This window comes from Streptomyces sp. NPDC091416, assembly GCF_044756845.1.
Taxonomy (GTDB): Bacteria; Actinomycetota; Actinomycetes; order Streptomycetales; family Streptomycetaceae; genus Streptomyces.
On sequence record NZ_JBIVTU010000014.1, the window covers coordinates 154,759 to 173,137 of the forward strand.

The 18,379-nt window shown below is 70.7% G+C and carries 24 protein-coding genes; 7 read left to right on the forward strand and 17 right to left on the reverse strand.

From position 1 onward, the window contains the following. Window positions 1-332: 332 nt before the first annotated feature. The 6 genes from ACIQMX_RS33500 to ACIQMX_RS33525 form a co-directional block, all read right to left on the reverse strand. Window positions 333-857, reverse strand: a complete 525-nt coding sequence (locus ACIQMX_RS33500) for a S1 RNA-binding domain-containing protein (RefSeq protein ID WP_402483781.1) — start codon at window positions 855-857, stop codon at window positions 333-335. 216 nt (window positions 858-1,073) lie between these two features. Further along, window positions 1,074-1,631: a DinB family protein gene (locus ACIQMX_RS33505; RefSeq protein ID WP_402483783.1), complete on the reverse strand. Its 558-nt coding sequence runs from the start codon at window positions 1,629-1,631 to the stop codon at window positions 1,074-1,076. Between the two features lie 125 nt (window positions 1,632-1,756). Then, complete coding sequence (locus ACIQMX_RS33510) at window positions 1,757-2,332, reverse strand: hypothetical protein (protein WP_363069047.1); 576 nt, start codon at window positions 2,330-2,332, stop codon at window positions 1,757-1,759. A gap of 8 nt (window positions 2,333-2,340) precedes the next feature. Beyond that, on the reverse strand, window positions 2,341-3,309 hold the full coding sequence (locus ACIQMX_RS33515) for a helix-turn-helix domain-containing protein (RefSeq protein ID WP_402483785.1): 969 nt from the start codon (window positions 3,307-3,309) through the stop codon (window positions 2,341-2,343). 306 nt (window positions 3,310-3,615) lie between these two features. After that, window positions 3,616-3,861 (reverse strand): DUF397 domain-containing protein, encoded by a 246-nt coding sequence (locus ACIQMX_RS33520; protein ID WP_402483787.1) that lies wholly within the window; start codon window positions 3,859-3,861, stop codon window positions 3,616-3,618. Next, entirely contained in the window at window positions 3,858-4,724 is an 867-nt protein-coding gene (locus tag ACIQMX_RS33525; RefSeq protein ID WP_402483789.1) for a Scr1 family TA system antitoxin-like transcriptional regulator, read from the reverse strand. The genes ACIQMX_RS33520 and ACIQMX_RS33525 overlap by 4 nt, the downstream gene beginning before the upstream one ends. A gap of 136 nt (window positions 4,725-4,860) precedes the next feature. On the opposite strand from ACIQMX_RS33525, the gene ACIQMX_RS33530 reads away from it, so the two are divergent. Both ACIQMX_RS33530 and ACIQMX_RS33535 read left to right on the forward strand, forming a co-directional pair. Beyond that, window positions 4,861-5,319 carry an ATP-binding protein gene (locus tag ACIQMX_RS33530; RefSeq protein ID WP_402483791.1) on the forward strand — a complete coding sequence of 153 codons (459 nt, stop codon included), beginning with the start codon at window positions 4,861-4,863 and terminating at the stop codon, window positions 5,317-5,319. A 31-nt stretch (window positions 5,320-5,350) separates the two neighbouring features. After that, window positions 5,351-5,971, forward strand: coding sequence for a DUF4333 domain-containing protein (locus ACIQMX_RS33535; protein WP_402483793.1), 621 nt, complete (start codon window positions 5,351-5,353; stop codon window positions 5,969-5,971). A 104-nt stretch (window positions 5,972-6,075) separates the two neighbouring features. Here the strand turns inward: ACIQMX_RS33535 and ACIQMX_RS33540 are convergent, their stop codons facing one another. Beyond that, complete coding sequence (locus ACIQMX_RS33540; RefSeq protein ID WP_402483795.1) at window positions 6,076-6,498, reverse strand: PIN domain nuclease; 423 nt, start codon at window positions 6,496-6,498, stop codon at window positions 6,076-6,078. Continuing rightward, complete coding sequence (locus tag ACIQMX_RS33545; protein ID WP_363069061.1) at window positions 6,495-6,710, reverse strand: type II toxin-antitoxin system VapB family antitoxin; 216 nt, start codon at window positions 6,708-6,710, stop codon at window positions 6,495-6,497. The genes ACIQMX_RS33540 and ACIQMX_RS33545 overlap by 4 nt, the downstream gene beginning before the upstream one ends. Before the next feature lie 153 nt (window positions 6,711-6,863). Between ACIQMX_RS33545 and ACIQMX_RS33550 the strand changes: the two genes are divergently transcribed. Then, the gene (locus tag ACIQMX_RS33550; RefSeq protein WP_402483943.1) at window positions 6,864-8,066 is read left to right on the forward strand and encodes a serine/threonine-protein kinase; all 1,203 of its coding nucleotides are present in this window, start codon (window positions 6,864-6,866) and stop codon (window positions 8,064-8,066) included. On the opposite strand, the gene ACIQMX_RS33555 is transcribed toward ACIQMX_RS33550, so the two are convergent. The 5 genes from ACIQMX_RS33555 to ACIQMX_RS33575 form a co-directional block, all read right to left on the reverse strand. Then, window positions 8,059-8,469: a hypothetical protein gene (locus ACIQMX_RS33555; protein ID WP_402483798.1), complete on the reverse strand. Its 411-nt coding sequence runs from the start codon at window positions 8,467-8,469 to the stop codon at window positions 8,059-8,061. The genes ACIQMX_RS33550 and ACIQMX_RS33555 overlap by 8 nt on opposite strands. Window positions 8,470-8,573: 104 nt before the next feature. Then, complete coding sequence (locus tag ACIQMX_RS33560) at window positions 8,574-9,398, reverse strand: hypothetical protein (protein ID WP_402483800.1); 825 nt, start codon at window positions 9,396-9,398, stop codon at window positions 8,574-8,576. Between the two features lie 198 nt (window positions 9,399-9,596). Next, window positions 9,597-10,799, reverse strand: a complete 1,203-nt coding sequence (locus ACIQMX_RS33565) for an alpha/beta hydrolase (RefSeq protein ID WP_402483801.1) — start codon at window positions 10,797-10,799, stop codon at window positions 9,597-9,599. Between the two features lie 86 nt (window positions 10,800-10,885). Beyond that, on the reverse strand, window positions 10,886-11,341 hold the full coding sequence (locus tag ACIQMX_RS33570) for a VOC family protein (protein ID WP_402483803.1): 456 nt from the start codon (window positions 11,339-11,341) through the stop codon (window positions 10,886-10,888). Between the two features lie 76 nt (window positions 11,342-11,417). Next, entirely contained in the window at window positions 11,418-11,996 is a 579-nt protein-coding gene (locus ACIQMX_RS33575; RefSeq protein WP_402483805.1) for a dienelactone hydrolase family protein, read from the reverse strand. A gap of 98 nt (window positions 11,997-12,094) precedes the next feature. Here ACIQMX_RS33575 and ACIQMX_RS33580 point away from each other — a divergent pair, with 98 nt between their 5' ends. Then, window positions 12,095-12,685, forward strand: coding sequence for an ArsR/SmtB family transcription factor (locus ACIQMX_RS33580; RefSeq protein ID WP_402483807.1), 591 nt, complete (start codon window positions 12,095-12,097; stop codon window positions 12,683-12,685). A gap of 42 nt (window positions 12,686-12,727) precedes the next feature. Here ACIQMX_RS33580 and ACIQMX_RS33585 read toward each other — a convergent pair whose 3' ends face one another. The 3 genes from ACIQMX_RS33585 to ACIQMX_RS33595 are packed head-to-tail and all read right to left on the reverse strand — an operon-like array spanning window position 12,728 to window position 15,224. Beyond that, window positions 12,728-13,822, reverse strand: coding sequence for a sensor histidine kinase (locus ACIQMX_RS33585; RefSeq protein WP_402483809.1), 1,095 nt, complete (start codon window positions 13,820-13,822; stop codon window positions 12,728-12,730). Beyond that, window positions 13,815-14,510: a response regulator transcription factor gene (locus tag ACIQMX_RS33590; protein ID WP_402483811.1), complete on the reverse strand. Its 696-nt coding sequence runs from the start codon at window positions 14,508-14,510 to the stop codon at window positions 13,815-13,817. Before ACIQMX_RS33590 ends, ACIQMX_RS33585 begins: the two co-directional genes overlap by 8 nt. Before the next feature lie 9 nt (window positions 14,511-14,519). Further along, entirely contained in the window at window positions 14,520-15,224 is a 705-nt protein-coding gene (locus tag ACIQMX_RS33595; protein ID WP_402483813.1) for a VanZ family protein, read from the reverse strand. Between the two features lie 119 nt (window positions 15,225-15,343). On the opposite strand from ACIQMX_RS33595, the gene ACIQMX_RS33600 reads away from it, so the two are divergent. From ACIQMX_RS33600 to ACIQMX_RS33610, 3 genes are all read left to right on the forward strand, one after another. Next, window positions 15,344-16,000 (forward strand): maleylpyruvate isomerase N-terminal domain-containing protein, encoded by a 657-nt coding sequence (locus tag ACIQMX_RS33600; protein ID WP_402483815.1) that lies wholly within the window; start codon window positions 15,344-15,346, stop codon window positions 15,998-16,000. A gap of 189 nt (window positions 16,001-16,189) precedes the next feature. Further along, window positions 16,190-16,810 (forward strand): TetR/AcrR family transcriptional regulator, encoded by a 621-nt coding sequence (locus ACIQMX_RS33605; RefSeq protein ID WP_402483817.1) that lies wholly within the window; start codon window positions 16,190-16,192, stop codon window positions 16,808-16,810. 24 nt (window positions 16,811-16,834) lie between these two features. Beyond that, on the forward strand, window positions 16,835-17,446 hold the full coding sequence (locus ACIQMX_RS33610; protein ID WP_402483819.1) for an SRPBCC family protein: 612 nt from the start codon (window positions 16,835-16,837) through the stop codon (window positions 17,444-17,446). Window positions 17,447-17,476: 30 nt separating this feature from the next. Here ACIQMX_RS33610 and ACIQMX_RS33615 read toward each other — a convergent pair whose 3' ends face one another. After that, window positions 17,477-18,220, reverse strand: coding sequence for a GntR family transcriptional regulator (locus tag ACIQMX_RS33615; RefSeq protein ID WP_402483821.1), 744 nt, complete (start codon window positions 18,218-18,220; stop codon window positions 17,477-17,479). Window positions 18,221-18,379 lie beyond the last annotated feature (159 nt).

Here is an 18,379-nt window from a genome sequence, read left to right on the forward strand (position 1 = left end):
CGCCTCGCCCGGCTCCTCTGGGGATACCGGGGATCCGCCGACCGAAGGTGCACAGAGAGGGCGAGGCGCGGGGATCGCTCATCCGGACCGGTCCACGGGCGCAGGCTGTGCCGGGAAGCAGCATCTTCCGCGCCTCCGCCGCCGCCGCCTTCCTCGCGGCGCCGATGATCTCTCTGAGCACGGTCCGCGTCGCCGATCCGGCGGCCAGTGCAGCCGGCCGGGAGACCTGCATCGAGGTCACGTCCCTGAACACGGCTTTTGACGAGAGCCGCTGTGCGGGCAGTTCGGTTATGGGGGACAACGGTCCCTGCGGTCGGAGTTGTCAGGGGATCTCACGGGCGAAGGGACAGCAGAATCCGACGATGCACAAGGTTGATGGCGACTACCTTCACGGCGACCTCGTCGCCGACCTGCAAGGCGTACTCCTCCGGATGGGACATGTGGTCTGCGAGCTCGGGCCACGGGACCAGCCCCGCGTAGTGCTGGTCGACTTGCACGAACGCGCCGATCTCCACCACCTTCTTCACACGACCTGTGACGACACGACCGAAGTGCGTGCGCGCGAACTCTGGGAGTGGGTCGGGACGGAGCGCGTTGAGTGACAGGGCGCACCGCTCCCGGTGCAGATCAACGCCCAGGACGACGACCGTCACCTCCTGCCCGATCTCAACGATGTCCGACATCGCCTCGTAAGGAGTCCAGCTCAACTCGGTTGCGTTCACCATGCCGTCCAGGCCCCCGATGTCGACGAACACGCCGAACGGTTCGATCCCTGAAACGACGCCTGTGCAGACCTCGCCCGCCTCCAACCCCTCCAGCTTGGCCCGGCGCACTTGCGCCTTGGACATCTCCGCCATCTCCGCCCCTTCCGAAGTCGCCCAGACTCTCACCGCAGACCCGGCAGGAGAAGGCGCGGGCCGGGGCGGCGACGGCGGAGCCGGGTTCGACCGCCACGGCAGCGGAGGCGTGGGCGAGGGCGGGAAGCGCGGCGAAGGCGGCCGTCCCAGGCACGGCGACAGGCCGAACGGGACCGATGGACCGCCGGAGCCGGGGCGAGAGGGGCGAAAGGAGGCCTAGAAGGCGAAGTCCTTGGGCGCGTCCTCGCCGACGCGGCCGTCCACTGCCTCGCGGAGGATGTCCGCGTGGCCCGTGTGCCGCGCGTACTCCTCGATCATGTCCAGGAGCATGTCCCGGACGCTGGGCGTGCGACAGCTCGGCGAGGTGAAGGACGACGGCCCGTCGAGCCCGCGCTCCTTGATGACTTCGGCGACGATCTCGCGCGAGCGCTCGACCGCGTCCCGCCACACGGTGTAGACGTCGTCCGGGGAGTCCTGGGCCCCGGTGCGCCATTCCCAGTCGGGGTCGGCGTCGAAGTCCACGGCGTCCCAGGGGGCGCCGTACTCGCGCCCCGCCAGCTTCACGGCCAGCCAGTCCGCCTCGACCAGGGCCACATGCTTGACGAGGCCGCCGAGCGTCATCGAACTGGCAGCCGTCGTCGCGCGCAACGCCTTCTCGTCGAGCCCTGCCGTCTTCCAGGCGAAGGTCCGTCGGTTGCGTTCGAGAACCGAGCGCAGGGATTCTGCCTCGGCCAGGCCGGCAGACGGATCAGGAAGGGCAGTTGACTCGCTCATGATCAGGAGCCTAGCGGGATGCGGTCCTCGGCCACCGCTCTTTGAACTGATGGGCGGCGGGACTGCCGGAGGACGGCCCTCGCCATGCCGGGCGGAGGACGGCCCTCGTCATGCGGGTCCGCTCCTCAGGGACGCAAGGCATCGAGTTCGGCGGCGCGGCGGAGATCCTTGGGGCGGCCGAGTGCGCGCCTCATGCGGATCAGATCATCCAAGTCGGCGTACCTGATGGTGAATCCCTCCGGGTCACGGGTGCTCACGGCCCGGGCAAGGCAGGGCGCGACATCCATGTCGCCCCAGGGAAGAGCCGGAGTGCACAGGTCGCCGCTGACGCCGGTCGCCCGGTACTCGACCTGCGGCCGGTCCAGCGTGGGCAGAGCCGCGCAGCCCGTGGCGGCCAGGGCCTCGTGCAGGGCGCGTCCCTGTTCCGGCGAACCGTCCCACAGCAGGTCGAGGTCACCCGTCAGATCGGCCGAGCCGTGCATGATCCCGGCGACCTGACCGATGACCACCGCGCCGGACCCGGCCTCGTGCAGAGCCCGCAGCAGGGGCAGCGGGTCGAATCCGAGCGCACCGTCCGTGGAGAACGTACCGGCGACGTCATCGGCCTCCTCCGGGCCGCGCCCCGTGGCGACCCGCTCACGGGTGGCCTCATGAGTACGACGGACGGCCTGACGGAGGCGGAGCGCTGCGGTCTCGTTCACCGGCCCATTCAACCGCAGCTGTCCAGCGGGTTCGCCTGCGCAGCCCCGCTGCACTCGTCGCAGTGGCCCGGCTCCGGCGCCCTGAACGCGCGGTCGCAGCCGTCGCAGTTCTGCATCGGCACGGGCCGGTACGCGGCAGGCAGGGAGCGCCCGGACGGCAGGGACACCGTGAGCCGGTGCCTCAGCAGCTGCGCCGGGAACCGCACGGGCCGGGGCAGATCCTCGGTGAGCGCCTTGCGTAGGGCGGCGGGCGAGGCGTCCCGCTCGAACCACGCCGCCACGCCCGGCGTGAGGAAGTCGATCTGCTCCTCGGTCAGGACGAGTTCGGCGTCCTGCTTCTGGAGCCCGACGAGCAGGAGCGCGGCAGCCTGGAGCAGCTGCGGCCGGGGATTGACCGGCTGGGGCAGCGGAGGGCGCGGGGACTTCCTGGCGGTGGGCGCGGGGACGCGGGGGAGGGGCGCGGGCTCGGGTTCGGGCTGTGCGGGGTGCGGCGGCGGGGGCGGGGGCGGGGGCGGTGCGGGGGTGGGCCTTGGGGCCGGGGCCGAGGCCGGGCGGGGGATGCGCGGCTTGATCGCCTTTGCCTTCGTCCTCGTCCGCGTCTTCGTCCGTGTCTGCGCCTTGTCGAGGGCGGCCGGGTCCGGGTGGTTGTACGACACCGTGCGCGTGTAGACCTTGCCTTCCGGCGAACGTACCCGGGTGCGCTTCAGGTAGCCGTGCTCCTCCAGCTCCCGCAGGGCCTCGGCGATGCGGTGCTCGCTGTCAGAGGGCAGACGGGCGGCGAGGACCTTGATGCCGACCTTGGCGCCGGGCGGCAGCGACTGGATGTGAAGGGCGAGACCCCGTGCGGCAAGCGAGAGTTCGGGGTGCTGACTGAGGTGGTTGCCCACGACGGTGAAGCGCTCGGTGTGGCGAACGTTGACATGTTCGACACCAGAGGGCGGGACGTAGGGGCCCGCGATAACCTGCGAGGTAGCCATCAGGAAGGTGTTCTCTTCCGCGTTGGTCAGGCCCCCGTTTTGGGATTGCTGTCCCGGCGGGGGCCGTCAGAGGTCTGAAGTTTGGTGCGGCGAGCATATGCCACGCAACCGGGTGCAAATCCAGCTCAGTTGGCTGATCTCACCCGTGCGGGTGACGAGGACGCCAGGCGGGTTGGGTGGGTTTTCAGTTCTCTTCCAACAGCCTTTAAAAGCTTTTACGTCGCGGCTCACCGGGACGCGGAAATCCACGACGTGGGTACCGCATCGTGGATTTCCGCGACCCGGTGGCGTGCGATCCGATCGGGGTCAGCCCCGGCAGGCGTAGGCGACGAAGGCGGACCAGGCGGCGGGGGCCACGTCGACGTGGGGGGCCTGGAGGTTCTTGGAGTCGCGGATGTGGATGGTGGCGGGGGAGGTGGCCACCTCGATGCAGTTACCGCCCTCACCGTCGCTGTAGCTGGACTTGCGCCAGTCGTAGGCGACCTCGATGCAGGCTCCGCCTTCGCCGCTGCTGTAGCTGCTCTTGAACCAGTGCAGTTGCTCGGTGCTCATGCCTCTCCCAGCATCTTCTCGATCAGCGTCAGGGACTCCCTCGGGGTGAGAGCCTGCGCTCGGATGATCCCATAGCGTTCCGCGAACACACTGACCTCATCAGGGTCAGTGACCAGTCTTGGGTAGCCCTGTACTTCCATGTATGCGACCTGCTGACGCCCTTTGGGGGTCAGCAGGGTGAAGGAGCCCCCCAGGCTCGGGTGTTCCTCGCAGTCGGTCGGCATCACTTGCAACTGGACGGTCCGCATGAGGCCAACCTGGCGAATCCGCAGTAACTGTTGCCGCTGCACTCGCCGCCCTCCGACGGGACGCTGCAACGCTGACTCTTCGAGTACGTAGCTGAAGGTGGGAGCAGGCCAGCGCTCGAAGATCTGCTGGCGCGCAATTCTGTCGGCCACCCGCTTTTCAATGGTGACCTCGTCCAAAAGCGGACGCCGCTGAGTGAAGACGGCACGGGCGTAGTCCTCAGTCTGAAGCAGTCCGGGAACTGCCTGACTGCTGTACTCGTGAAGGACGACCGCCTCCGCTTCCGTTCGCGCATAGTCCCGGAACCAAGCTGGATGCCGCGTCCGCGACCGCGCCAACGCCTCCCGCACCTCGTCCGCAGCCGCCGCCAGCACCCCGCCCGCGTCGAGCACCTGGTCCACCCGCTCAAGGAAGTCCGGCTGAGGCGTCCGTACGCCCCGCTCCACCGCCGACACCAGGTCCTCCCCGCAGTGGGCGGCAAGTCCCAGCTCCCGCTGGCTCATGCCCGCGCGTTCGCGCAGGACCTTGATCTGTCTGCCCAGCGCCCTGAACAGGTGCGCCGTACCGTCCGACTCGGCCGGCCGCTCCGGCCGTTCCTCGCGCTCCGCGTTCGCCATCCGTCCCGTACCGCCTCTGCTATGTACCCGGTCACGGCCGACAGCCCGTACAGCCGCCGGGGAGGACCCGTACAGCTTCACGGCGTCGTGGTGTCACTCCTGGTCAGCGTACGAGTACGCGGACACGCTGAGTCACATGAACGCCGAAATCACCCTTGCGGGAACCGAGTTCGTCCAACGCTTCAGCGCCACCCGCCGTGGCGCCCGGCTGGCACGCCGGCTCGCGGTGCATCAGCTGGACGCGTGGGGTGTTCCGTACGGGAGCGAGCTGTCCGACGACGTGGCGGTGATCGTGGCCGAGCTGGCGGCGAACGCGGTGGTGCACGGGTACGTGCCGGGGCGGGACTTCGAGCTGCGGCTCAAGACGCTCGGCGCGGACGGGGTCCGGATCGAGGTCTCGGACGCGCGCTCGGAACGGCGGCCGGAGATGCGCGAGGAGCAGGCCGGCGCGGAGGCGGGTCACGGACTCCGGCTGGTCGAGGCGCTGGCGGCGAAGTGGGGCGTGGCCGAGCGGGTGGTCGGCAAGACGGTGTGGGCGGAGGCCGGGGCGGGTGCGGGGAACCGGGGCGGCGACTTTGCGCGTCCCGGTGCATGACGTGAACATTCCTTGACCTAGGGGGAGCCGCATGCGGCAGTCAACCGGAAGCCGGATCGTCGTGCGCGCAGCAGGGGCGCTGCTGGCGGTGGCGTTCGCGGCGGGTTGTTCGGCGAGCGTGGGGTCGAAGGAAGTGAAGAAGGACGAGGTCGCCAAGCAGGCCTCGGCGGCCCTGGGCAAGAAGGTCGGCCGGGAGCCCGACGACGTGACCTGCGAGGACGACCTCAAGGCCGAGGTGGGCGCGAGCATACGGTGCGAGCTCACCGACGGCGGCAAGAAGCAGGGCATGACGGCCACCGTGAAATCGGTCGACGGCGACAAGGTCAACCTGGACTTCAAGGTCGACGAGGCCGCGGGCGCCGGAGACTCCGCGGAGCCGACCGACGCCGCGAGTACCGGTACCGACGCCGGGGGCCAGGCCGTGAACAGGGCCGAGGTCGCCCGGCAGGGCAAGGCCGCGCTGACGGCCCAGGTCGGCAAGGCGCCCGACGCCTTCTCCTGCTCCGAGGACCTTCCGGCCCGGGTGGGTGCCACCATCCGCTGCCAACTGGCCTCGGAGGGCAAGCAGTACGGCGTGACGGTGACGGCGAAGTCGGTCCTGAACGGCAAGGTCAGCATGGACTTCAAGGTCGACGACACCGCGGGCGGCTGAGGCCGGCCGCACTGCACCCTCGGTTGGCCGGACCAGCGGCTAAGGGTTCGCTGGAGCGCGATGTACGCGTGGGCACGAGGCCAGGACCGCGACCGGGGATGCCTTCATTTACCGGCCTGCGGGCCGTACCACTGTATTGCCTGGCCAGTGATGGCGGCGATGCATTCGAAGTCGTGATCGCGGTGCAGGAGGGTCAGCCCCTGAAGTTCCGCGGTGGCGGCAACGACAAGGTCCACAGCTCCCGCACTGCGGTGCTGACCGCGCCGGGTCAGTAGATCCTGGACCTGCCAGGCGCGATCGTATGCGCGGTCATCGACGGGCACCCAGCCGAACAGCATGCGCATGTCGTCGATGCCGCGTGCACGGTCTGCGACGGAGCGGACGCTGTAGAAGAACTCCAGCTCGGTAATGGGGCACGTGGCGATGAGCCCTGCTGTGGCGGCCTGATCCCATCCGTACTGTTCGGCATCGGCGCGGAAGAAGCGAGCGAGCGCGCTGGTGTCGATCAGGAACTGTGCCGCGCTCACCGCCGGTAGTCCCTCTTGTCCTCGAAGGCATCAAGATCGAAGCCGCCCTCGTCCGCTGCGGCTCGCAGCCGAGTGAGAGCGAGAGCCCGCCGGCGATTCTCCAGCACCTCGCGCAGAGCGGTGTTGACCGTCTCCTTTTTGGTGCCGGTCCCCAGGGCCTGAGCCACATCGGCCAGCAGTTCGTCGTCGAGGTCGATCACTGTGCGACTCATCAAGCACCTCCGGTGATATCGGCTCGTACGTCGAGTATACCTCTCTGGATATATCCATGGCAGAGCGAGACGAGAGCCTGCGCGGCAGCCGGTACCTTCCGCCCACCCCTCCTGCGTCATACTGGCCGCCGGAATACAGGGGGCGTGCGGCGCATGGGGTACGGGGCGGACGGTTCGGGGCTGCCGGAGAGTGTCGGCGGGTACGCCGTGGAGCGGCAGTTGGGCGCCGGCGGGATGGGCGTCGTCTATCTGGCGCGGTCGCGCGGCGGGCGTGCGGTGGCCGTGAAGGTGGCGCGCTCCGAGCTCGCGACCGACCCGCACTTCCGGGAGCGGTTCCGCGCCGAGGTCGAGGCCGCGCGCAGCGTGGGCGGCTTCCACACGGCGCCCGTGGTGGACGCGGACCCGGCAGCGGCGGCGCCCTGGCTGGCCACGGCGTACATCCCCGGGCCCACGCTCGGCGCGCTGATCGAGGCCGAGGGCCCGATGGGCGAGCCGCGGCTGCGGCAGCTGGGTGCGGCGCTCGCCGAGGCGCTGGCGGCGATCCACCGCTGCGGGCTGGTGCACCGCGACCTGAAGCCCGGCAACATCATCATGGCCTCGGACGGGCCGAGGGTCCTGGACTTCGGCATCGCGCGGGCGCTGGAGTCGACCCGCCTGACGGCCACCGGAATGGCCTTCGGGACCCCCGGTTTCCTGGCGCCCGAGCAGGCACAGGGACTCGAAGTCGGGGGAGCCGCGGATGTGTTCGCGCTCGGGGCCGTGCTCGTCGCGGCGGCGGGCGGAGCGGCGTTCGGGGCGGGTACGCCGATGGGGCTGATGTACCGGTCGGTGCACGAGGCGCCGGATCTGGCCGTGGTGCCGGAGGGCCTGAGGCCGATCGTGGCCTCGTGCCTGGCCAAGGAGCCCGGCGAACGGCCCACGCCGGAGCGGCTGTTGGACCTGTTCGTGCCGGGCGGCCCGACGCACACCCCCACGGTGGCGGTGCCCCCGCCGCCCTCGTACGCACCGGCGGCCGCCGCCGCAGTCCCGCTCCACAAGGCGCCGCCAGGATTCGGGCCGCCGAACTACGTGGAGCCCGACGCCGGGTCCGACATGGACTTCATGGCGGTCAGCGCGGACAGCTTCCTTCTGGTCCATGCGGCGGGGGTCGACCTCGGAACGCCGCTCGGTGAGGTGCGCTTCACCTGGGCGGACATCAGCACGGTCGAGTACGCGGCCACGAGCCCGAAGCATCTGGGGGTGACCGTCCGCCTGCGCAACGGTGCCGCCTACCCGTGCGTGATCGCCGCCCGGAAGCGGGCCCGCCTGCGGGCGTGGCTGGAGGACCTGCCGCTGGTCCTGGAGTACTTCAGGTAGGGCGGAGCGTCTCGGTCACGTACCGCATGTGCTCGGGAGCGCAGGCGATCAGGATGTCGGCCTGTCCGTCACGGCATTCGGCGAGCTGCCAGTACGAGTGGATGGTGCGCGGGTCCGTCCGTGCCCGGTTCCGTATCCGCTGTACGGCGATCCGCTCGGCCGGCAGCGCGCTGCGCCGGAGCTCCTTCACCTCGGTGGGCGACACGTGCAGCGCGGTCCGGGAGGCGGAGAGGAAGACGGGTACCGGGCGGCAGTACGGACGGTCGCCCAGGACGTACGCCTCGAAGGTCACCTCACCGCCGTCCGCGAAGGCGCGTTCCTGCGCCCGCTCGCGGCGTCGCCGCCCTGGAGGCCCCGGGGTCAGGAGCTGGTCGACGACGAAGGAAATCAGGAACGTGATCATTTCTTCGAGGCCTCCAACGGCGGTGGGCGGTCACGTCCGGCCCTGCGTGACGGTGACCGAGCGTGCTGCCCGGCCGGGCCCGGCCCAGGAGCACGCTCGGAGTTCTACATCGCGTGCATCACCCGTGGGAACGCCGAGTGCAGCACGCGGGGTTGGGTGGCGACAGTGTCCCCGCCCGACGACGAAGCCCCGGAGACGGAGTTGCCGTAGTACGTCCACCGCCACGTCCCCGGCCCGGTGGCCTTCACCGTGGTCCTGAGGGACCCCGTCGCACTGGACACCGCAGTCCTGACGGTCTTGTACGACGAGGCGCCCGTCGCCTTGAACTGAAGGCTGACAGTTCGGCCCCCGTACCCCTGGTACGTGTGGGTGTCCCAGTTGGCCCGTGTGAGACGGCCGGACACGGTGATCGTCCTGCCGATCGCGACCGGCTCCGGCGAGGCGTCGACAGTGAGGCGCGTGGCCCGCTTGACCTGCAACGGGACATTGACGTCGTCAATGTCCTGGGAGTCGCCGGGGAGAAAGACCCGCGCGGCGGTCCGCCAGGTGCCTGCGTCCTCGTTCCCGAAGTCGAGGTCCCGCGGGTCGATGTACAGCGACTCCTCGAAGTCGCAGATTCCCTTCGCCCTGTCCACGACCTTGCAGTCGCTGCTTTCGATGACGTTCCACAGGGTCTCCGGGTTCTCCGTCGTCCCCCGGTAGGGGAACACCGTCGGCCCGCTGTCGTGTCGGAGTGTGGTCGTCATCCGGAAGGTCGCATGCACTTCGACCATTTCCTTGACCCCGATCACGATCGGCTTCCCGCCGTTCACGGAGACCCTGCTGAAGGCGACCCCACCCTCCGCCGCCCCGGCCGGAGCCGCCGCCACGCCGGTGAACACCAGCGCGGCTCCACCGGCGATCACGGCTTTCCACATCGTCCTGGCCATCTTCGAGCCCGACCCTTCCCCAGCAGCCTTGACCGGGCGCGCAGCGCACCGGCCGGAGGCATGTCCTCTCGGCTTACTGTGGGACAACAGAGGGCTGTGAGCGGTTGTACGCGGCGCGGCAACGATTCGATCACCACGGCATCAACGGGACGCCGCCGTCGGCTCGCAGGAGTCCGCTCACCACGGCCCGTCACGGGATCAGTAGTCCGACAGGTCCTGGCGGGTGGCGTCCGGTGCGGGCTGCCGCGCGCCCAGGGTCCAGGCGGCGAACGCTTCGACGCCGTCCACGACGGCGTCGAAGCGCGCGGAGTGAAAGATGTCGAACGCATGCTGTCCACCCGGTAGTTCGGCGTAGACCACTGCGCTGCCCGAGGTCCGGCGCAGTTGCGCCGCGAAGTTCCGGGCGCCCTCCACGGTCCCGAGCGCGTCCTTCGTGCCGTGCGCGATGAGGAACGGCGGAGCGCCGGGGTGGACGTAGCCCTGCGGCTGGGGCGGGGGCGGCGGCTCGTCCGGCTGGGTGCCGAAGTAGTGGCCGTAGTAGCCGTAGAGGGAGATCGCGGCGGTGACGGAGGTGTCCGCCGACTCGAAGCCGGGCTGGAACGACGGGTCGTTCGGCGTGAGCGCGCACAGGGAGGCCATGTTGGCTCCGGCGGAGCTGCCCGCCACGAACAGTTTCGACGGGTCGGCGCCGTACGCGGAGCCGTGCTCGCGGACCCAGGCGATGACCTTCTTGGCGTCGATCTGATGGCCGGGGAAGCTGGTCTGCGGCCGCAGCCGGTAGTTGGCGCTGACGCACATCCAGCCCTGGGCGGCGAGGTGGTACAGCAGAGGGCGGGCCTCGCGGTTCTTCGCGCCGCCGCTGTAGTGACCGCCGTGGAAGTAGATGAGGACCGGTGCGTCCCGCGGTGCATCGCGGCGGAGGTAGACGTCGAGAAGGTTCCGGCGTCCGGCGTCCCCGTAGCTGATGTTGGGGATCCGCTGCACGCCTCGCCGCCGCATCATGCCGGGCAGCAGCACGATGCGGACCCAGGGCCGGTGGCGGCGCAGCGGTATGCGGACCCGGTCCCGCCACTCCGTCCCCAGCCCTTCGTCCAGGGCCCGGGCCACGGCCTGATCCGTGCGCAGGCCCCGCCACGCGGATGCCGCCAGGCCGACGGCGGCGGCCGCGGCCACCGCCACCGTCGCCCTGGCGCCCGTCGAACCCAGGTCGCCCTGGGCTGCGGCCAGGGCCGTGGAGGCGGCCAGGACGATGATGCCCAGGAACGGCACCTCGTTGAGGACCATGCCGAACAGGAAGCTCAGGTGCGCCAGCGGCCGGGGCCGGCGCGGTGCGATGACGGCGAAGAACGTGCACCACGCGATGAGCGCCGTCGACGCCGCGTATCCGATCGGAAAGGCCACGCCGGTTCCCCTTCATCAACTCCGCCGACGCGGACCGCCCGGCGGGCGGTACCGCCCAGGCCGCGACCGTACCGCCCCAACAGCCCTCAGACCACGTCGAATTCGTTGCCCTCGGGGTCCTGCATGGCCGCGGCGAACAGCCCCGTGTCCGGCTCTTCCCTGATCTCCAGCACGGTGGCACCGGCCGCGACCAGCCTCTCCGTCGTGGCCCTGACCCGCTGGGCGCGGACGTCCAGCGGGACGGCGCGGCCCCCGCCGACCTTCAGGTCGAAGTGCCAGCGGTTCTTGGCGGCCTTCGGCTCCGGAACCTGCTGGAACCACACCCTCGGGCCCTGCCCCGCAGGATCGATGATCGACTCCGGGACGTCCCCGGCACCGGCCGGCAACTCCTCCTCGGGCACCCCCATCGACGCCCAGTACGCACGCCACGTGGCGTGCCCGGACGGCGGAGGCTCGGGGACGTAGCCCAGGGCCTCGGCCCAGAAGGCCACCATCCTCTGCGGATCGGAGCAGTCGATCGTCAGTTGCACGGTCATCTCCATGCCCGGAGCATCCCAGGCGGGTCTGACACCGGCGGTGCCGCCGCACGTGCGACCCGGCCGAGACGGAGCTTCCCCGCTACCGCAGGCCGTTCAGGAACGCGATGGCCCGCCCGGTCAGCAGCTCCGCCGCGCTCCGGTCGTAGGACGACAGCGAGGAGTCCGCGAACAGGTGGTTCTTGCCGGGGTAGAGGAACAGCTCGGCCCCGTCGGTGGCGGCGGTCAGCTCCCTCGCGGCGTCGAGGTCTCCCTCGTCGGCGAAGAACGGGTCCCCGTCCATCCCGTGCACCTGCACCGGGACGCCGGCCGGCCACGCCTCGCCGAACTCGGACACGGGCATGCAGGCATCGACGAGCAGAGCGCCCCTGGCGCCGGGACGGGTCTGGGCCAGGCGCTGGGCCGGCATGACGCCGAGGGAGAAGCCCGCGTAGACCACGTCCTCGCCGAGCGCCCGGGCGGCGGCGATGCCGCGCTCCATGACGGTGCCGAACCCCGTCCGGCTCGCATGGCCGATGCCCTGCTCCAGGGTCTCGAACGTGTGCCCCTCGTAGAGGTCCGGCACGTGGACGGTGTGGCCGGCCCGGCGGAGTTCGGCCGCGAAGGCCTCGACCCCGGGGGTCAGTCCCTGCGCGTGATGGAACAGCACAACCTCGGCCATCGTCTGCCCGCCTTCATCTCGCTGAGTTCATCCTGCTGAGTTCATCTCTGAACGATCCAAAAGTTTGGAACAATCGGCGATGCTAGTCTATTCGAATTATGCCGAGCAATACTCCGGACTACGAACTCGACGAGACGATCGAGCTCACCACCGCTGAGCAGGTGCGGGCCATCGGCGACCCCCTGCGCACGACCCTCCTCGGGCTGCTGCACGAGCGCGCCGCGACGGTGACCGAGCTCGCCGCCGCGGTCAAGCGGCCCAAGAGCACCGTCGCGCACCATGTCGCGGTCCTGACCAAGGCCGGTCTGCTGCGCGTGGTGCGGACCCGCAGGGTCCGGGCGATCGAGGAGCGCTACTACGGCCGTACCGCGCGGATGTTCTTCGTCGGCCTCGGCCGGCAGGCGCCCGGCGGGCAACTGCCGCACGACTTCAACGACTTCGAGGTCGCGGCGAAGGAGTCGGCCCCGGCGTACGAGCTCGGGCAGCTGCGTGGGTTCATCCGGCGGGCCCGGATCTCCGACGAACAGGCGGCCGCGTTCTGGGAGCGCGTCGAGCAGGTGATCCACGAGTTCGACACGCTGCCGCGCAGCGGTGACACGGTCCACGGCTTCGCCGTCGGCGTCTATCCGATCCCCGACCACCCGACCCTGCCGCCCGCCCCCGCCCCGCACGACGGAGAACAGGACTGACGCCGTCCGCTCACCCGCTCCGCTCCGTCCGGCCCTTCCGGATCAGCCGCCTGCCCCGGGCCCCGTGCCCGGAAGCCGGACCGTGACGAGGAGGCCGCCTGCGGGACGGGCGTCGAGGTCGAGGGTTCCGGCGTGGGCGCGGACGATGCTGTGCACGATGGCCAGGCCGAGTCCGGCGCCCGGGTGCTCGTCCGTGCGTACGCGTTCCGCACCGCGCTGGAAGGGTTCGGTCAGGGTCGGTACGAGTTCCGGGGGCAGCCGGCGGCCCGTGTTCTCGACCCGCAGCACGCTCGTGCCGTCGTGTGTCCCGGTGCGGACCGTCACGCTGCCGCCCGTGGGCAGGTTGTGGACGACGGCGTTCTGGACGAGGTTCGTCACCATCCGCAGCAGGAGCTCCGCCGAGCCGCTGGTCCCGGCCGCCGTGCCGGTGACGTCGAGGGTGATCCGGCGGCCTTCGGCGAGCGGGAGCAGCGTTTCGGCGGCTTCCTCGGCGAGGAGGGACAGGTCGACGCTCTGCCTCGTGAAGGAGCCGCGTTCGCCGCGGCTGAGGAGCAGGAGCGCTTCGGTCAGGTCGATGGCCCGCGTGTTCACCTCGTGCAGGCGGTCGATGAGCGCGTCCCCGTTCCGTGCGGGGTCCTTGCGCGCGACGTCGAGGAGCGTGCGCGAGATCGCCAGCGGGGTGCGCAGTTCGTGGGAGGCGTTCGCGGCGAACCGCTGTTGCTCGGCGACATGGGACTCGAGTTGTCCGAGCATCGCGTCGAATGTGTCGGAGAGCTCCCGGAACTCGTCCTGACGGCCCTCCATCCGGATCCGGTGCGCCAGCGACCCGGACCCGGCCCGCCGTGCCGCCTCCGTGATCTGCGTCAGCGGCGCCAGCATCCGCCCGGCCAGCAGCCATCCCCCCACGAGACCGAACACCAGCAGGGCGGCCATCGCGATGGCGGCGGGCGGCGCGAACGTGTGGATGAGGAGGTAGCGGTTGGGCGAGATCCCGAGCAGGCCCTGCGGGTTGTCGGGTACGTAGCGCAGCAGGTAGACCCACACCACGGCCAGCAGAAGAGCACCGGCGACGGCGAGGAACGCGGCGTAGCTGAGGGTCAGCTTCAGCCGGACGCTGAGCCCCGGGCGTCTACGCATGCGGGCTGCCGGGCGCGGGAGCGCGCGCGCCCGTGTCGATCCGGTAGCCGACGCCGGGCACCGTGGCGATGAGCCACGGTGCGCCGAGCCGTTTGCGCAGGGCCGAGACGGTGATGCGTACGGCATTGGTGAACGGGTCCGCGTTCTCGTCCCAGGCCCGTTCCAGCAGTTCCTCGGCGCTGACGATGCCGCCCTCGGCGGCGACGAGGACCTCCAGCACGGCGAACTGTTTACGGGTCAGCGCGACGTACCGGCCGTCACGGAAGACCTCCCGGCGGAACGGGTCCAGCCGCAGGCCCGCGATCTCGCGGACCGGGGGCCGGGCGTACGCGCGCCTGCGGTCGAGCGCCCTCAGCCGCAGGACCAGCTCCCGCAGCTCGAACGGCTTGGTGAGGTAGTCGTCGGCGCCGAGCCCGAACCCGGACGCCTTGTCGTCGATCCGGTCGGCCGCGGTCAGCATGAGGATCGGCATGCCGCTGCCGGAGGCGACGATGCGCCGGGCGACCTCGTCGCCGGAGGGGCCGGGGATGTCGCGGTCGAGGACCGCGAGGTCGTAGGAGTGGACGCCGAGCAGTTCCAGGGCCGTGTCGCCGTCGCCCGCGATGTCGGCGGCGATCGCCTCCAGCCGCAGACCGTCACGGACGGCCTCGGCCAGATAGGGCTCGTCCTCCACGATCAGTACGCGCATGTGTGAAGCCTAGGACCGGCCGGCCGGAGCGGGGTGCTGCCGGTCCGTGGACGCCTGTGCCTCCGTACGCCACCAGCGGCGCGACGCCAGCCCGGCCAGTACGGCGCCGGTGGCGTTGACCAGGACGTCGTCCACGGAGGACACCCGGTCCAGCCGGCAGACGTACTGCGCGATCTCGACCAGCGCCGAGCAGCCCGCCCCGAGAGCCAGGACCCGCGGCACGGACGCCAGTGACGCGAACCGGATCGGGGCGAAGAAGCCCAGCGACGCGAAGACCAGCAGGTTGCCGACGATCCCGAGCGGCCCCATCGTGACCAGGTCCCGCAGCGGCACCAGGCTCACCGCGCCGGCCGCGGTGCCGGGCTCGGCCCCCGGCATCATCGTCATCCACAGGAACGGCGCCGTCCCGTGGATGATGCCCACCTCGGCCAGCGACAGCCGCCACGGCGATACGCCGTCGATGGTGCGCCGGCTGCGCGCCAGCACCCACACGGCGAGTGCGGACAGGGGCAGCGCGACCAGCGTCATGAGCACGATCCCGTTGAACGTGTCGTAACAGCCGTGCCAGCGCCCCGCCATGCACCGCGGCGCGGCCATCGTGAGCATCCGCCGCACGGGGAACGCGGCGACCGCCAGGGCGAGGACCGCGAGGCCGCCGAGCGCGATCCCGCGCGCGCGACGGGGCGGCGCGGGCGAGGTGGCGTTGTGGTTCATGGACCTATGGGAGACGGGTCGTGGTTGCGGGGGCGTATGCGGATTTCGATACGCCCGCGATACACGGAGTCCGGCGGAGAGAAGGAGCGTCGGAGCGCGGCAGCCCTTAGATTGCGGCGATGGACCTCTTCTCCCACACATGGGCAGCGCTTCGTGCGGCGGTCGCCGGACTTCCGGACGAGGACTTCGCCCGCCCGTCCGGCTGCACCGGCTGGCTCGTACGGGATCTGGTGTGCCATCTGGTCATCGACGCCCAGGACGTCCTGATCACGCTCGCCACGCCGGTCGCTTCGGAGCCGACGCGCGACGCGGTCACGTACTGGGAGGTCTCCACCACGGCGCCGACCGGTGACGACCCGCTCGACGCGCTGACCGTGCGTCTGGCGGCGGCGTACGAGGAGCCGTGGCTGCTCAGGTTCCACCTCGACGACGTGGGGTCGGCCGCGGGCCGGGCGGCGGCTCTCGCGGATCCCGCGGGCCGGGTCGGCACCCGCGACGAGGTGTTCACGGTCGACGACTACCTCACCACGTACGTCCTGGAATGGACGCTGCACCACCTCGACCTCATCGCCCATCTCCCGGACGCGGCGGGCCCGCCGCGGGAGGGCCTCGCGCGCTCGCGGGTGCTCCTGGAGTCGATCGCCGGGGCGGCGTTCCCCGCGTCGCTCTCCGACCGGGACGTCCTTCTCGTCGGCACCGGGCGGCGTGCCGCGACAGAGGCGGAGACGGCCCGGCTCGGCGGCCTGGCCCCGCGACTACCGCTCTTCCTCGGCTGACGGGCCTTGCGCGGCCGCGCGGTGACGGTCGGCCGACGCGGCCCCCACGAATCACGATCACAGGGGCCTGGGCATCCCGAATCTGCCGGGAATTCTTCGGGGTGAATCTTTTCGCTACGACCGTTGCGTAAAGGGTCGCGTGGAGCTACCTTCGTTTTACGAAACGGTCGTAGCGATAAGAGGTGGCCCATGGAACCGGCAGTCCGGCGCGGTCGGCCGCGCAGTGAGGCGGCGGACGCCCGCATCGCCGGTGCGGCACTGGAGTTGCTGCTGGAGCGCGGCTACGACGCCTTCTCGGTCGACGAGGTGGCTGTGAAGGCCGGGGTCGCCAAGACCACGCTGTACCGGCGATGGCCCACCAAGGACCACCTCGTCGTCGCCGTCGTGGCGCGGATGCAGGACGAGGTCCCCGTCGAGTACCGGGGCGACGTACGCGCCGATCTCACGCGCTACCTCAACGCGATCGTCGACGGCCTCGACCGGATGCGGCTCGCCGGGCGCCCCGCGGCCTCGGGCGACACGTCGGCCGGGCTCGTCGCCGAGGTCGCCGCCGCCGCCGCGCGCCACGCGGACATCGGCGCCGCGGTGCAGGCCATGTTCGTCCGGCGCAACGCCTTGGTCCTGCGGCTCATCGAACAGGCCCGGGACGCGGGCGAGTTGCGGGAGGACGTCGAACCCGAGGTGCTCTTCGACCAGTTGGCCGGCGCTCTGTACTACCGGCTGCTCATCACCGGCCGGCCCCTCGGAGCCGCGTACGTCGACCGGCTCGTGACCGGCGTGCTGCGGGGCGCCGCCGCCCGGACCGCGTAACCCCCGACGAGAGGAAGTCCGACCATGACCGCCGCCTTACCGACCATGCCGGCCGGCACATCCCCGGCTGCCGATCAGGCTCCCGTTCCCGCCCGGCGCCGCAGGCGCCGGGTACTCCTCGGGGCCGGGGCGGCGCTCGTCGCCCTGCTCGGCGGGTACACGGCGTGGAGCAACACCCACCCCGTCCGGCTGACCACCTCCATCGAGATCGAGGCGTCGTCCGACGAGGTCTGGCAGGTACTGACCGACCTGCCCGCCTATCCGCAGTGGAACCCCTTCATGACCTCGATCGAGGTGACCTCGCAGGGGCACCGCCTCGAAGAGGGCGCGACCCTGCGCAACGTGATGCACGACCGGACCGGGGACTCCGTCTTCACCCCGGAGGTCCTGACGCTGGAGCCGGGCCGGGAGCTCCGCTGGCTCGGGAGGATGGGGCCCGGCTGGATCGCGGACGGGGAGCACCGGTTCGTGATCGAGGAGATCGGCGGCGGCCGGGTCCGTCTCACGCAGAGCGAAGCCTTCACCGGGGTCGCGGTGCCTTTCGCGAAGGGGAAGTTGCGGACCGATACGCTCCCGCAGTTCCGTGCGATGAACGAGGCGCTCGCCCGGCGGGTCGAAGCGGTGGGGCGTGAGTGACGTAGGCCCCCGTTCGCCCCTCCGGGGCTTTCAGTGCGCGCTCAGCGTCATCTCGAAGGAGTACCGCGACGCCCGGTAGAGGTGGGACCCGAACTCCACCGGGCGGCCCGCGTCGCCCAGGACCGTGCGTTCCATGGTGAGCAGGGTGCCGCTGCGGCCCTCGTCCAGCAGGCGGGCCTCGGCCGCCGTGGCCCTGCGGGCTCCGATGTTCTGACGGGCGGTGCACAGCGGGACCCCGGCCCGCTTGAGCAGTTCGTAGAGGCCGTACCGGGTGAGGTCGTCCTCGGCCAGGGGCAGCAGGCCGGCCGGGAGGTGGTTCTGCAGGACGGCCATGGGCTCGTCGTCCGCGTAACGCAGCCTGCGCAGTGCCACGGTGGGCGTGCCCGGTTCGAGGTCGAGGGCGGCGGCGACGGTGCCCGCGGCGGGCACGGTCGAAAGGGACAGCACCTCGGTGCGGGGGTGGCGGCCGTCGCGCCGGAGGTCCTCGAAGAGGCTCGTCAGCTCGACCTGCCTGCGTACCCGGTTGTTGACCACCTGCGTGCCCACCCCGCGCTTGCGCGCCAGGAGCCCCTTGTCGACGAGGTACTGCATGGCCTGACGCATCGTCGGGCGTGAGAGCCCGAACTTCTCCGCCAGGGCGATCTCGTTCTCCAGGCGGGTGCCGGGTGCCAACGTGCCGGATTCGATGAGCTGTTGGAGCTGCTGGGCGACCTGGAAGTACAGCGGCACCGGACTGCCGCGGTCGATGCTTATCAGCCTGGTGATCGATTCCACGGGGACTCCTGGACGCGTGGGGCCGGGCGTTCAGTATGCCGCACACGCTGACGGAAGCTCAGTACGTATATATGTCAGTACAAATGCTTGACTCGTTGTGAGTGCCAGGGATACAAATCGGGTGCGGGGGGATCAGACAGGTATCCACTCCTCCTCGAA